13 protein-coding genes are annotated in these 14051 nt (G+C 34.8%); 5 read left to right on the top strand and 8 right to left on the bottom strand.

From position 1 onward, the window contains the following. Positions 1 to 214 precede the first annotated feature (214 nt). Both gatE and gatD read left to right on the top strand, forming a co-directional pair. Complete coding sequence (gene gatE, locus HNS38_RS11220) at positions 215 to 2191, top strand: Glu-tRNA(Gln) amidotransferase subunit GatE (RefSeq protein WP_172283172.1); 1977 nt, start codon at positions 215 to 217, stop codon at positions 2189 to 2191. Positions 2192 to 2210: 19 nt separating this feature from the next. Further along, entirely contained in the window at positions 2211 to 3596 is a 1386-nt protein-coding gene (gene gatD, locus HNS38_RS11225; RefSeq protein WP_172346478.1) for a Glu-tRNA(Gln) amidotransferase subunit GatD, read from the top strand. A 57-nt stretch (positions 3597 to 3653) separates the two neighbouring features. Here the strand turns inward: gatD and HNS38_RS11230 are convergent, their stop codons facing one another. Both HNS38_RS11230 and HNS38_RS11235 read right to left on the bottom strand, forming a co-directional pair. Continuing rightward, positions 3654 to 4196: a T9SS type A sorting domain-containing protein gene (locus tag HNS38_RS11230; RefSeq protein WP_172346479.1), complete on the bottom strand. Its 543-nt coding sequence runs from the start codon at positions 4194 to 4196 to the stop codon at positions 3654 to 3656. Beyond that, complete coding sequence (locus HNS38_RS11235) at positions 4157 to 5590, bottom strand: M1 family metallopeptidase (protein ID WP_172346480.1); 1434 nt, start codon at positions 5588 to 5590, stop codon at positions 4157 to 4159. The genes HNS38_RS11230 and HNS38_RS11235 overlap by 40 nt, the downstream gene beginning before the upstream one ends. A 404-nt stretch (positions 5591 to 5994) precedes the next feature. Between HNS38_RS11235 and HNS38_RS11240 the strand changes: the two genes are divergently transcribed. From HNS38_RS11240 to HNS38_RS11250, 3 genes are all read left to right on the top strand, one after another. After that, on the top strand, positions 5995 to 6936 hold the full coding sequence (locus tag HNS38_RS11240) for a DMT family transporter (protein ID WP_172283164.1): 942 nt from the start codon (positions 5995 to 5997) through the stop codon (positions 6934 to 6936). Between the two features lie 238 nt (positions 6937 to 7174). After that, a complete protein-coding gene (lepA, locus tag HNS38_RS11245; protein WP_172283162.1) occupies positions 7175 to 8962 on the top strand; it encodes a translation elongation factor 4 in 1788 nt (595 codons plus the stop codon). A gap of 11 nt (positions 8963 to 8973) precedes the next feature. Next, positions 8974 to 9558 (top strand): carbonic anhydrase, encoded by a 585-nt coding sequence (locus HNS38_RS11250; RefSeq protein WP_172283159.1) that lies wholly within the window; start codon positions 8974 to 8976, stop codon positions 9556 to 9558. A gap of 170 nt (positions 9559 to 9728) precedes the next feature. Here HNS38_RS11250 and HNS38_RS11255 read toward each other — a convergent pair whose 3' ends face one another. The 6 genes from HNS38_RS11255 to HNS38_RS11280 all read right to left on the bottom strand — a co-directional run bounded on the left by HNS38_RS11255 (position 9729) and on the right by HNS38_RS11280 (position 14005). Beyond that, positions 9729 to 10511 (bottom strand): (Fe-S)-binding protein, encoded by a 783-nt coding sequence (locus HNS38_RS11255; RefSeq protein WP_216663700.1) that lies wholly within the window; start codon positions 10509 to 10511, stop codon positions 9729 to 9731. A gap of 456 nt (positions 10512 to 10967) precedes the next feature. Beyond that, positions 10968 to 11468 carry a superinfection immunity protein gene (locus tag HNS38_RS11260; protein ID WP_216663701.1) on the bottom strand — a complete coding sequence of 167 codons (501 nt, stop codon included), beginning with the start codon at positions 11466 to 11468 and terminating at the stop codon, positions 10968 to 10970. A gap of 81 nt (positions 11469 to 11549) precedes the next feature. Continuing rightward, complete coding sequence (locus HNS38_RS11265) at positions 11550 to 11918, bottom strand: SHOCT domain-containing protein (protein ID WP_172346481.1); 369 nt, start codon at positions 11916 to 11918, stop codon at positions 11550 to 11552. A 12-nt stretch (positions 11919 to 11930) separates the two neighbouring features. Beyond that, positions 11931 to 12119 carry a hypothetical protein gene (locus HNS38_RS11270; RefSeq protein WP_172346482.1) on the bottom strand — a complete coding sequence of 63 codons (189 nt, stop codon included), beginning with the start codon at positions 12117 to 12119 and terminating at the stop codon, positions 11931 to 11933. A gap of 322 nt (positions 12120 to 12441) precedes the next feature. Further along, the gene (locus tag HNS38_RS11275) at positions 12442 to 13017 is read right to left on the bottom strand and encodes a hypothetical protein (protein ID WP_172346483.1); all 576 of its coding nucleotides are present in this window, start codon (positions 13015 to 13017) and stop codon (positions 12442 to 12444) included. 253 nt (positions 13018 to 13270) lie between these two features. Next, positions 13271 to 14005 carry a hypothetical protein gene (locus tag HNS38_RS11280; RefSeq protein ID WP_172346484.1) on the bottom strand — a complete coding sequence of 245 codons (735 nt, stop codon included), beginning with the start codon at positions 14003 to 14005 and terminating at the stop codon, positions 13271 to 13273. Positions 14006 to 14051: the final 46 nt, after the last annotated feature.

A 14051-nucleotide genomic window follows, 5' to 3' on the forward strand; every position in this document is an offset into this window, starting at 1 on the left:
CTTTTAAACTTTGGGTTTCAAACTTGAAACTTCTTGCTTCTATCCTCTCGCATTCTGTTCTTCCGTATTTCCCTGAAAAGGTGATGCAATTCCTCCCTTTTTCTGTTAAAAAGCCTATTCTTTTTATAGATTGTTTACCTTTGGTTCCCGTTATCAAATGGGGAAATTGATGATGGTATCACCCCCTTTATAAGAGCTCCAAATATACTTGAGAATGAGAAAATTCGATCCTAAAAAGAACTATGAAGCCACTAAAAAAGCGATTGGCTACGTGGCTAGAAAATCTGCCAAACAAAAAGATTACGACCGTATTGGTTTTATGTCGGGTTTGGAAGTGCATCAGCAATTATTGACTAAAGAAAAACTCTTTTGTCGTTGTCCGGCGGGTCAGTTTAATGGACATGAAGATTTTGATGCAGAAATCATCCGTCATATGCGTCCCACATTAAGTGAGTTGGGAGAGTATGATGGAACCGCTTTGATGGAATTCAGAACCCGAAAGAATATCCATTATAGAATCAAGAACGAAACCACCTGTACTTACGAAATAGACGATACTCCACCGTTTCCGATCAATAGAGAAGCATTGGGAATAGGTTTAGAGATATCTCTTTTGTCTCGTTTTAATATTGTGGGTGAAGTTCATATCATTAGAAAGCAATATTTGGATGGTAGTATTCCTGCCGGATTCCAAAGAACAGCGATTCTAGGTGTTGATGGTGAAATACCTTTGAAGAATAAAAAAGTGGGATTGATTCAGTTAAGTATTGAGGAGGACAGTTGTAGAGAAATTTCTGATATTGGCCACGAACGTGTTTATAAAACAGATCGTCTCGGAATGCCATTGATAGAAACGGTAACTCAACCTGAATTATTCAATCCTGAGGAGGTTAAAGAAGCTTGTGATTACATCAGGTTTTTAAATAGAAGTACTGGAAAAGTAGCTACTGGAATTGGAGCGGGTAGACAAGATGTTAATGTGAGTTGTAAGGGTGGAACAAGAGTAGAAATAAAAGGGGTTTCCCATACCAAATGGATTCCCGAATTAACACATAATGAAGCCTATCGCCAATGGTCGCTGTTGCGTCTTCGCGATGAGTTAAAATCAAGAATAAATAAGGAAGATTGGAAAATGACTTCTGCGGAGCTCAATTATTATACTTTCAACTTCCCATCAACAGATATTAATGCGGCAAAAGAAGCTGGTTTTACCATTATGGCTGTAAACCTTCCTCATTTTCGTAAACTATTGTCGCATTTCACACAACCAGGGAAAATATTCGCCGATGAAATTACCGACAGATTAAAAGTAATAGCTTGTTTAGAACGTCCTAATATGACGCATAGTGAGTGCCTAGATCCTCAGGTGGCTGAGGATGATTTCGAAAAGATTCGCGAATCACTAGAAACCACAAAAGAGGATGCTCAAATCGTTTTCTGGGGACCCGCTGACGATATGAAAACAGCTTTAGAAACCATTGAAGAGCGTTGTTTAATGGCTTTTGACGGTGTTCCTGAAGAAACCCGTAAGTCTTTTGCAGATGGAACTACCATCTTCGAACGCGTATTGCCAGGTGCAGACCGTATGTATCCTGATACTGATTCGGCGCCCATTCCTTTGGCCGATGATTATATTGAAGGTTTGCGGAAACAATTACCTTCTGATGTGATTGACAGATATCATCAACTTAAAGATTGGAAAGTACCGACGGATACTTATACTTATCTATTTAAAAAGAATCTTTATCCTTTAATCGATAGAATTCAAAGTGAATTAGGTTATACACCACGGTTTATAGGTTCTTTCTTAGGGCATAAATTGAAATTTGTAGAAGGGCATTTTAAGTCGATTGATAATTTTAACTTCAATACCATTTTTGCATTATTCAAATATTTAAAGGATAATGATTTGCAAGAGGAGTTGGCGGTTTTAATGTTGCCACATATTTATATGCATCCTAAAATGCAATTCGATTCTGTATTGAATTCTATCAATTTCAGAAAAGTGGATGCTAAGACCATTTACGGTCAAATTCCATTCTTAAAAGAGAAGTTCCAACAAATTGCCTTTGTCAATTCTAAAGAAAATGAAAAGAGTTGGGTAATGGGGCAGTTGAGAAGAATGGCTATTGGAAATATTCCTTTGGCTGATTTGGGAAAAGAAGTAGAAAAACAATTGAAAGACCTCTAAACTATTAAAACGACCGAAAATGACAGACGATATATTTCAAGGATATAAAGGTATAGCATTAGAAATGCTAAAAAAATATCATGTTAGGGTTTGGGGGACAGCCGTTGTTGAGACTACCCGTGGATCTTTTGAAGGAACAGTATTACCAAGAGCAGAAAATGATGATGATTTTCATATTGTAATGAAAATTATTACTGGATATAATGTGGGAGTAGATGTAAATACTATCACCGCGATGAAAGAAACGGGCTATAAAAAAGCCAATTATAAAATTCCTGAAAAGGAGTTTCCATATACAGAAGGATTACCAAAAGTGAAGCTTTTTGGAACAGGAGGAACTATTGCCAGCCGTTTAGATTATAGAACTGGTGCGGTTATTCCTGCTTTTTCTCCAGGGGAGCTTTATGGAGCTGTTCCTGAATTGGCTGATATCTGTAATCTAGAAACAGAAAAGGTGTTTGCAGTTTTCTCAGAGAATATGGGGCCAAAGCAATACATAGCTTTAGCTAAAGCCATTGGTAGAGAAATTGAGAGAGGTGTGGATGGGATTGTTATTGGTCATGGTACCGATACTTTACACCATACTGGCGCAGCGCTTACTTTTATGGTTCAGAATTCTCCTGTACCTATTGTACTTGTGGGCTCACAACGCTCCTCTGACCGTCCCAGCTCCGATGCAGCTTTAAACTTAATGCATGCCATGTTTACTGCCGGACATAGTGATATTGCCGAGGTAATGGTTTGTATGTTTGGACCTACTTCCGATGATTATGGATTATTACATAAGGGAACCAGAGTAAGAAAAATGCATTCCTCTTATCGTTCTACTTTCCGCACTATTGGCGATACTCCATTGGCTCGTGTCAACAGAGAAAGCATCATGCCTATCAAAAAAGAATATAACCACCGTCGTAAAGATAAAAATGTAACTATACTTCCTTATTTTAGTGAAAAGGTAACTATGCTTTATTATTACCCAGCCATGCAGCCAGATGTTTTAGATGCTATGGTGGATGCAGGTTATAAGGGAATTGTATTTGTAGGAACTGGCTTGGGTCATGTGAATAAAGAATTATACCCTGCCATTGAGAGAGCCCATAAAAAAGGAGTTCATATGTATATGACACTTCAAACACTTTGGGGTTATGTTCATATGTTTGTATATGATACTGGTCGCGATATGATGGCCAGAGGTATTATCCCTGCAGGTAATATGTTACCAGAAACTGCCTTCGTGAAACTAGGTTGGGCACTAGGCCAAACAGACGACCAAGAGGAGGTTAAAAAACTAATGTTGACTCCTATTAACGATGAAATCACGCCACGAGAGCCATATAATGGTTATTTGGTTTATCAGGGTGGCGTTCCGGAAGTGGACGAGTTTGTGAAGATGGTAAGGAAATAAAGAAATAGACATTCAAAACAAAAGCGACATTTTTACTGTAAAAATGTCGCTTTTGTTTTATTCCATAATTTGCAACTGTTTACTAATTATCCCATCATCCGATATCAATCGATAATAGTAAACACCATCAGATAATTCATTTCTATGGAGTGAAATAGAATAATTGCCAGTTAGGTGAATTTTATTGACTAAGGTTTTAATCTCGTTTCCTAATATATCAAAGAGAACAATACTTATATTTTCTGATTTGGAAACGTAATATCCTATTTGAGTGGTTTCAGAAAAAGGGTTGGGGAAATTCTGATTCAGTTGAATACTTGAAAACTCATTATTTAGGTAGTCTGTTCCAAGAATAATTTCAGGCTCTTGCATTAATAATATCCAATCATTGGGATCTATTTCTAACTCATCTTCAATACCCATAGAAATACTTCCATATCCATTTTCCATTTCTACTGTATACTCTTCACCATTAATAGTAATTGGAATATTTAAATCTAAAGGAACATTCTGCTCAGTTAACCACTCAAAACTGGTTTGGTCATATTCTCTGTTTACTTTCAGTTGTGGATAGCTAGCTTCTCTAAAAAAACAGACCAAAATGGGGCTAAGTCTACACCGGTAACTAGCTCAGCTTGGATTTTTAAATCTTCCGTATCGACCAACCTGCACTGTCTTCCATCTTCATTTCCAAAATCATCAGGATCAAGATAGGCCCATCTTTTTAATACTTCAAAGAATTGTTCATCTCCTAAATGATATCTTAAAGCGTGCATTGTGCAGGCGCCTCTGTTGTATGGCTCGAGGAGGTCAAATGCATCTGAAGCAGTCATATCTTCATAAGGAGCTAATGGATTCATTTGAGGTCCAGGATAATGAAGTCTCATAAAATTGAAATAAGTCTCCATTCCGGATAAATACTCCACATATAAAGCTTCAGTGTAAGTTGCAATTCCTTCGTGTATCCAGATATCGGCCCAGTTCTTGGCGGTTAATAAGTTGCCCCACCATTCGTGGGCTAATTCATGCAAATGAATATAGTCATATCCCCAACTATTGGTGGTGAAATCATGGCCATAGGCAATAATAGATTGATGCTCCATTCCCAAGTAGGGAGCATGTGCCCAACCCTGTTTATCTGTTCCGAATGGCAATGGTCCGTAAATTTCTTCCAGAAAATCAAATTCTTGTTGGAAAACATCCATATAATTTACCGCCGTTTCATAATCTTCGGGTAAAACCCAAAATCTGAAAGGAATTTCGTTTCCAATGGTACTTTCATACTCATCCTCAATCAATAAAAAATCTGCAGCATAAAAGGTCACATTATAATTATTAATAGGAACAGATACAAACCAATTATAGCTTGATGTATTGTCTCCATTATCTACAAAACCTAAATATTGTCCATTGGAAACACATACCAAAGGATTTGGAACTCTTAAGCTAATATGCATAGAATCTGGTTCATCCGATGGATGATCTTTACAAGGCCACCAAATATCACCTCCCTGAAACTGACAAACCACAGCTAACCAGTGTTGACCATCTGATGTAGTGTCCCATACAAAACCAGCATCCCACGGCGGACCTTGGGAGATTCTAGGTGCACCATTATAGTATATTTTACAGCTAATCATGTCATCAGTATCCACATCTTCAGGAATATTTATTTCTAGGAGCTCATTTTCATGACTATAACTAGTCTGCTGAAAATCTGAATTATTAATGCTGATATCAACATTAGTTACCAAAAAAACATCATCAAGGTCTAATAAAAGAACATCGATGGGGTTGATAATGGTCACTTGACACAATAAGGAACCATTTATGGTTTGAGTTTCGGGATCAATACTCAAGTCTAAATAATAATAGGTCACATCGTAGGCTGCTTGTTCTGGTTTTAAAGGACCTCCAGAATCTGCAAAAGAAATATTTGAAAATGCAAAAAGAATGAATATAATAAGGGAAAACAGGAGGTGTATAGCTCTCATAGGAATATTGTTTTAAATATTTTACAAAAAGACATAAGACTCTTGTTAATTAAAGGGTAATCTTTGCCATTCAATCCTTATGCCGAAAACCGTATGCGTCTTATTTATAGGTATATATATTCTGTTTTTTGAATAGGAATCCTGCTTTAGTGTAAATATATTTTACATGAACTGTATAAATAATTTACATTCTACAAAGCGGGTGAACTGGGAAGCTAAATTTATTATTTGGGGTGAAGCATTTTTTGTAAAACTATTACTGAAGCTTTCCTTATACTGATCAGCATGATTTCCAGCGTATGAATTCCCTAGTCGGGATTGTAAACCCCTAGTAGTTGATAGCTTAATCAAATAGGCTTAATACTTTTAGCTTATAAATCATCATTTTTTTGTTATTTTGCAGCATGGAAAGCAAAGCAAATAAACAAGTCATTTTAGGTGCGGTGGTTATTGGAATTTCTGCAACGTTTTGGGGGTTCGATGGTATTGTTTTAACACCAAGGTTGTTTAACTTGCCAGTTCCATTTGTGGTTTTTATTCTGCATTTGGTGCCCTTCCTTTTGATGAATTTCTTTTTGTATAAGCGTTATTCTTTGTTGAGTACCTTAACTAGGACTGAGCTTTTTTCATTAATCATGGTGGCCACTTTTGGAGGGAGTATTGGAACCATGGCTATAGTGAAAGCCTTGTTTCTCGTTAACTTTCAATCCTTGTCCATCGTAGTACTTTTACAGAAACTACAACCGGTATTTGCTATTTCACTGGCCGCTTTATTTCTAAAAGAAAAGCTTCGTAGGAATTTCCTCCTCTGGGCTATTATAGCTCTAATTGCAGGTTATTTTTTAACCTTTGGCGCTTCATTACCCCATATTCAAGAGGATAAAAATACCATATACGCCTCCTTATTAGCGGTGTTGGCTGCTTTTAGTTTTGGTAGTTCTACTGTGTTTAGCAAGAAAGTGCTTGGGAAATTAGATTTTATTTCAGCTACTTTCTTCCGTTATGGATTTACAGCTACTATTATGTTTGTTGTGGTTACGAGTATGGGCTTTTTAGGTGAATTCAATCATGTGACTCCTCAGAATTGGATGGTGATTTTCATCATAGCCATGACCACAGGTAGTGGAGCCATCTTCCTTTATTATTTTGGATTGAAAAAGGTGAAGGCCATTATTGCCACCATTATGGAATTATTCTTTCCCATGTCGGCCATTCTATTTGATTATTTTATCAATGGTCATCTCTTGAGCTCAGTACAATGGGTGAGTGCCGCTGTTATGATATTTGCCATCATCAACCTAAATGCAGATAATTCTAAAGCATTGAAAAGGTTTAGGAAATCTTAGTTTCTGGGTCGAACCCAGTACCCAGCACCCAAACCAGCTAGCGCGGACAATGTGCCCAGTACCCAGTACCCAGTACCCAGTACCCAGTACCCAGAAACTCCATGCTTCGAACTTCCACCTTCTACCTTCTTGCTTCCCTCTTCAGACCTTATCATCTCTTAACAAAACATTTAAAACCAAAACAATATTCTTAATTTTAAAAACACTATTTTTGCATCCACAAAACGAAAATGAATAAATGAAGAACATACGTAATTTTTGCATTATTGCCCATATTGACCATGGTAAGAGTACTCTGGCAGACCGCCTATTACAGGCAACAGGAACTGTTTCTGATAGAGATTTGCAGGCACAAACCCTTGATGATATGGATTTGGAGCGTGAGCGTGGGATTACCATAAAGAGTCATGCTATCCAAATGGATTTTGAGCAAGATGGAGAACAATATGTTTTAAACTTGATAGATACTCCCGGTCACGTTGACTTTAGCTACGAGGTCAGTAGATCTATTGCAGCTTGTGAAGGAGCCCTTTTAATTGTGGATGCCACTCAGGGTATTCAGGCACAAACCATTTCTAATCTTTATCTTGCTATAGAAAATGATTTGGAAATTATTCCAGTTTTGAATAAAATGGATTTAGATAATGCCATGCCAGAGGATGTCTCCGATCAAATCATCGATCTTATTGGTTGTGATTTAGAAGATATTATTCCTGCAAGTGGTAAGACTGGTTTTGGAGTTGATAAGATCTTAGAGGCCATTATAGCAAAAGTTCCTGCTCCCAAAGGGGATCCTGAAGCACCATTTCAAGCATTAATTTTTGATTCTGTATTTAATTCTTTTAGAGGAATTATCGCTTATTTCCGCATTATGAATGGGGAGGTAAAAAAAGGTGATTTGGTGAAGTTTATGTCTACAGGCAAAGAATACCATGCCGATGAGATTGGTGTTTTAAGAATGAAGCAAGAACAGCGTAAGGTGATGAAAACTGGCGATGTAGGTTATATCATCTCAGGCATTAAAACCGCCAAAGAAGTAAAAGTGGGTGACACCGTAACGCATGTTGATCGTCCTTGTGAAGAGATTATTGATGGTTTTGAAGAAGTGAAGCCAATGGTGTTTGCAGGTATCTATCCTGTTGATGCTGATGATTACGAAGAATTAAGAGCTTCATTGGAAAAACTTCAATTGAATGATGCTTCATTAACCTGGGAACCAGAAAGCAGTATGGCTTTAGGTTTTGGTTTCCGTTGTGGATTTTTAGGACTTCTGCACATGGAGATTATTCAAGAGCGGTTAGATAGAGAGTTTGATATGAATGTGATCACCACTGTTCCTAACGTTTCTTATAAAGTGGTTTCTAATAAAGGTGTAATGACGGAAGTTCATAATCCTAGTGGATTACCAGAGCAAAAATATATCGATCACATTGAAGAGCCATATATCAAAGCACAAATCATTTCCAAAGGTGATTATGTGGGACAGGTGATGAAACTTTGTATTGATAAAAGGGGAGAGCTAAAAAATCAAGTTTATTTAGCTAGTGATAGAGTAGAACTTACCTTTGAATTGCCTTTGGGAGAAATAGTTTTCGATTTCTATGATAGGCTAAAGAGTATTTCTAAAGGTTATGCATCTTTCGATTATCACTTGTCGGATTATCGTCCTGCAAATTTGATCAAGTTAGATATTCTGTTAAATGGAGAACCTGTGGATGCCCTCTCTACATTGATTCACAGAGATAATGCCTATGACTTTGGACGCAGGATTTGTTCGAAATTGAAAGAGCTGATTCCACGACAGCAATTTGATATTGCCATTCAGGGAGCTATTGGATCAAAGGTTATTTCTCGTGAAACGGTAAAAGCAGTTCGTAAGGATGTAACAGCCAAATGTTATGGTGGTGATATTACACGTAAGCGTAAGCTACTCGAAAAGCAGAAAAAAGGTAAGAAGAGAATGCGTCAGGTGGGTAATGTGGAAGTGCCACAAACAGCCTTCTTAGCGGTTCTGAAGTTGGACTAAATTCTTTAATTATGGTAGATTATAATAGTGTATTTGAGCACAATAGAAAATGGTCAAAAGAAATGAAGGAAAAGAACCCTGAGTTCTTTGAAAATCATTTTAGCTCTCAGAATCCTGATTTCTTATATATTGGTTGTTCCGATAGTCGTGTGAGTGTAGAAAAACTTATGGGAGTAGATATTGGGGAGGTTTTTGTGCATAGAAATATTGCTAACATGGTTTCTGCCGATGATAACAATATTATGGCTGTAATCCAATTTGCAGTTGAGGTTTTAAAAGTGAAAAATATTGTTGTAGCTGGACATACTGGCTGTGGAGGAATCAAAGCTAGTATGTGTGAGAAGTCGCAAGGTGCTATGGACGTATGGTTGAATAAAATTAAATTAGTCTATAACCGTCACAAAGAATATCTAGTAACCATTCCTGAAGATGAAAAGATGTTGGATGAGTTTAGTCGACTGAATGTGATGGAGCAATGTAGAACCATTTCAGGTTTTTCATGTGTACAAGAAAGCCAGAAGAAAACGGGTTATCCTATCATTCATGCCTGGCTATATGAAATGAAAGATGGGCATTTGACTGACTTGGAATTCTAAAAACAATATCCGCTAATTCACACGAATTAACTGATTTTCGCGAATTAATGATTCATAAACTATTAGGATGGAAATATTTGATTAGGATTTTGTATGTATCCTATGAAGTACTAATTCAATCATTCACTCATTAATTCCTTATCCCAATCCATCCATCTAGTATTGATCCTTTACAGGTTAGCAGCCAATAAATCCACAATATGAATAGTCTTGATGGGAAGGTTATGTTTATCTATATATCCTTGGATATGCATGAGACAACTGGCGTCGGTACTTACGATATACTCAGCCTCGGTAGCTAAAGCATTTTCTACTTTTTGTTCGGCCATGGCCGTGCTAATTCCTTCAAACTTCACGGAGAAAGTTCCACCGAAACCACAACAAGTATCAGCGTCTTTCATTTCAATGAGCTCCAATCCCTTTACATTCTTCAATAAGGTTCTTACTTCATGGGTCAATCCATATTCTCTTTTGCTGACACAACTTTCATGATAAGTTACTTTATGAGGGAATTCAGCACCGACATCTTCTTTTTTCAATACATTCACTATAAAGTCTGAGATTTCATAGGTGTTTGATTTTAGTGTTTTGTATTCATTATGTAAAGCTGAATTATGAAAAAGCTTGGCATAATGCTTCTTCACCATCCCAGAACAGGAAGAAGAAGGGCTCACTACAGGTCTATTATTGGAGAAATCCTTAATATGTTTTGCCCCCATAGCTTTGGCTTCATCCCAGAATCCACTGTTGAAAGCCATTTGACCACAACAGCTTTGCTCAGGATTATAATGAACTTCCACCCCTAATTTCTTAAGTAATTTAATCATATTGAAGGCAGTATCAGGAAAAACCTGATCTATAAAACAAGGGATAAAAGCATCAACAATCATAGGTATGTATTTATTTACAAAAGTAGAAAAAAATTGTTGCTCATTATTTCCTGTTGAAAACAATTCTAAGAGATTTTCTGAACCGTAAAATTTAACTTGCTACCCATTGAAAATTAACTATTTTTGTGCTTTCCTGCTAAAATTCAGTAATTGAAATTAAATAATCATTAAAATAAACAATTATGTTAAAAGGACACCCTAAAGTTGATTTTTGACATGTCATTTCCAGTTACTTACAATATACTTTCAAAAATTTAGCATCTTATTTGCAAACAAAGAACGATTAAAACCACTCTGGTTTATAAAGGTTAAAGATACAAAATATCATTGAATCCATCAAAGTATCAGCATAGTATTTATAAGAATAATAAGATTAATTTCATCTATTAAAATAAGCTAGCATATACTTAGCCAAGACTATAAAGATTGATTTAGGTATCAGTATTTAGATATTAGATGGCCACCGTCAAAAGTGATGATTGTCGTAAGCGGTTTCACCTTCTCTCCTGCGGTGAAATTTTACTCAGTAAACAACCTCTTTTTAGCTAACTGGAATTCATCCTCAGACAATACACCTTTTTCTTTTAAGTTAACTAATTTATTTATGTCATTAATCAATATGTTATTCGAGCTTTCAGAATTGGCTTTTTCCTTCTTAGATAAAGATTCTTGTTGAGGCTGTATTATAGGGTCTTGCATAGGCGCATTTTTTTCTGGTGAATTAATTGCCCATATTAAAGCACCTATCCAACCTAATAAAGTCCAACCTAATAATAGATTGATAATAAGAATGCTTTTAGCATGAACCTTTTGTAAGCCAATGATTATAGGAATAAAATAGAAAACGATTAAGCCAACCCAAAGAATAATAGCATTTATATAAAATAATATCTTGCTACTGACTAGAATAGAACTATAAGTATCACTAAAGAGAAAAAGAAGAATCAAAATTGGAAAAATCATTCCTATTACTAATAAAGGTTTCTTTATTCTAGTAATCATATTTTTATATTTTTCCATGATAAAAATTGTAAATAGTTAGTATGATATGTTTAAAATATCCATTGCGGATTCAAAATTTTTCAATTCCTTTTCAGAATATTAATCAATTAGTTTTTTCTTCGCTTTTTGAAATTCTTCTTCATTCAATATACCTTCTTTCTTTAACTTTGCCAACCTTTCTAGTTGCTCCGTCATATTAGAAGCATCAGTTTTTTGATTCATCTTTCTTTGTTCTTCTATTGCTTCTCTTTGTAAATTAATTGATTCTTCTTGGATTTGCTTTTCATCTTCAGAGTCTTTCAAACTTTTTGATAGGATGACAATAACAAACCCTATTATAGAGTTTAAAATAAAAGAAATTAAAAACGCTTTACCTCCGCCGATTTTACGATAAGAACCAATAATTGAAACAATTATCGACCCTATTGTATTATAAAATAAATATTCCAAAACATCTCCACCTTCCATATTATTGTAATTTTATTTTTTTACTACTTTATCACATTTAGTACAATACCAAGCATAAATATCATTATAGTTTTCATCCATACCAACTATTGTTTTTTTCAAATTATGTGAACCATTATCTTTAGGACAAACATTGTTTTTTGAATTTCCACAGCTGACAAATAAGCAGCTAATAATTAAATATGCTAATATTTTTTTCATAGGTGAATACTTAAAGTTTACATATAGCGGTAAAGTTAATAATAATAAGAATATTCTTACTATTTATCTGAATCTATTTATCGTTTAACCTGACTTTGAGGATTAATGATAGGTTTAATTGATTAAGTGATTGATATTTTAACCTCAATTATGGATACAATATATCTGATATGAGTTTAAAGCCTTAATTCATCAATACGTATAGCTAAGAATTACAATTTATGGGTGTATAATTGAGTTTGCTTTCTCTCTCTCCTTGATTTAAAAAGAGGACGCCATATTTCAGACATCCTCTTTAAAGAAAAGTAGAGTTTTTGATTAACTATTTCCAGCTAAATCTGGAAGGTTTCTCCACAACTGGCTCAGTATACTCACTCATGCCTAGTATGGTTTTGATTTTAACCTTGTTTCCATATACATTTTCTAAGGTTAGTATTTTATCCAAATCCTTATCTTCATATACCTCGTCAATATCTAAGTCCTTATAAGACTGGAATAAGATTTTGGCAAGCTCCTTTTTGTCTTTATAGGTTGCATCAAAATCCAGCCTCTCTACAAAGTGTTTTCTTACCTTTTCAATATTGTCTTCCTTAAAGCTTTTACGAGCTTCTCGTAAAGTTTCAATTATTTCTTTAGTTATACTATCTGCCAAATTAGAGTTGAATATTATTTTTCCATACTCTCTACATCCAAATAATTCAAAGTGCTCAACCTTGTCAGAGGTGACAATCAACTTATCTATATTTACTGATAGTTGGTTTCTGGTTAGTACTTTGTTAGCTAGTTTGTAAAGTGACCTTAAAGTCGAAAACTCTTGGCGTAGTATTTCACTAGCCTGATTTATTTTTGTACTCTTTAATTCTTTAACCTTCTTCTTTACAAAATCTTCTCTATTCATTCTACTTGTTTAAAATTATTAATCGAATCAACTCTTGATAACTGATATTTGAACCACTCATTTTTATTAAATAATCTAATTTTGATTTTAGTTCCTTATTCAAAAAAATACTGATTAACTTCCCTTGCTGATACTTTCTATAAAAACTCTTTTCCATTTCATTATATTAATTTTCAATCTGTTATATGTTATTCAAAAAAGTTCCTCCCATCCTTAAATATATATCTATTTAAAGATAGGCGGTACTAATTTTTCAAGCTGCCATTTCTGAATATTTTTTCCAATAGGTTTTTAGGGTTTTAACTCCAAATTCATCCATATTATATTTTTTTAGTTCCTCTTTTCTTTCCTTATACACATCTTTGATTTGCCTAAGCCCAGTTTTAAAGATTTGGTCTTTGATAGTTTCTGACGATATAAATATCTTGGCTTCAATCATAGCATCAATAACTTCGTTTATTTTTTTACTATTCTCATATTTAACCAATATACCCTTGGCCTTATTAACTAAATTCCTATTCTCAAATCCAAATTTGCCAGTATAATAATCATGCTTTTCTTTCCAGTCGATAGACATATAATATTCTTTACTTGGGATAATACCTTCTAAGTTTTTTGTATCATCCAAAGCTTGGTCTATTAGTTGAGTATGAATTTTGTTAAAGTTGAAATTCAACAAACTGTTATTGTTAATCCTATTAATGGCCGAATCTAATACTATATATAAAGTATTAAAGTCTCTTTTAGTTGGATTAAGTTGAATAAACCTAACTAAATGACCACGGAGCAATCCTATTTTATTGTATGAATCAAATTTATCAACCCATAAATCAAGTGAAAGTTTGTAATATGGCTTATTTGGTTTATAGACGATTCCATATTCGGGTATATCTATCTTTTCTGTACAACCTTCTTTCAAATTAGGATTAATATTCACTTCAAAGTTAAACCCAAGACTACTAAACACATTCTTATCAACCAGCATCATAATTTCCTTTTTTATTACATACGCCAGGGTAACAAAACACATGTGT

Source organism: Lentimicrobium sp. L6 (assembly GCF_013166655.1).
Classification (GTDB): Bacteria; Bacteroidota; Bacteroidia; order Bacteroidales; family UBA12170; genus UBA12170.

Excerpts from the sequence above, each read along its gene's own strand:
- gatE (WP_172283172.1), top strand. The coding sequence starts at position 215 with ATGAGAAAATTCGATCCTAAAAAGAACTATGAAGCCACTAAAAAAGCG.
- gatD (WP_172346478.1), top strand. The coding sequence starts at position 2,211 with ATGACAGACGATATATTTCAAGGATATAAAGGTATAGCATTAGAAATG.
- HNS38_RS11235 (WP_172346480.1), bottom strand. The coding sequence starts at position 5,590 with ATGAGAGCTATACACCTCCTGTTTTCCCTTATTATATTCATTCTTTTT.
- HNS38_RS11240 (WP_172283164.1), top strand. The coding sequence starts at position 5,995 with ATGGAAAGCAAAGCAAATAAACAAGTCATTTTAGGTGCGGTGGTTATT.
- lepA (WP_172283162.1), top strand. The coding sequence starts at position 7,175 with ATGAAGAACATACGTAATTTTTGCATTATTGCCCATATTGACCATGGT.
- HNS38_RS11250 (WP_172283159.1), top strand. The coding sequence starts at position 8,974 with ATGGTAGATTATAATAGTGTATTTGAGCACAATAGAAAATGGTCAAAA.
- HNS38_RS11260 (WP_216663701.1), bottom strand. The coding sequence starts at position 11,468 with ATGGAAAAATATAAAAATATGATTACTAGAATAAAGAAACCTTTATTA.
- HNS38_RS11265 (WP_172346481.1), bottom strand. The coding sequence starts at position 11,918 with ATGGAAGGTGGAGATGTTTTGGAATATTTATTTTATAATACAATAGGG.
- HNS38_RS11270 (WP_172346482.1), bottom strand. The coding sequence starts at position 12,119 with ATGAAAAAAATATTAGCATATTTAATTATTAGCTGCTTATTTGTCAGC.
- HNS38_RS11275 (WP_172346483.1), bottom strand. The coding sequence starts at position 13,017 with ATGAATAGAGAAGATTTTGTAAAGAAGAAGGTTAAAGAATTAAAGAGT.
- HNS38_RS11280 (WP_172346484.1), bottom strand. The coding sequence starts at position 14,005 with ATGATGCTGGTTGATAAGAATGTGTTTAGTAGTCTTGGGTTTAACTTT.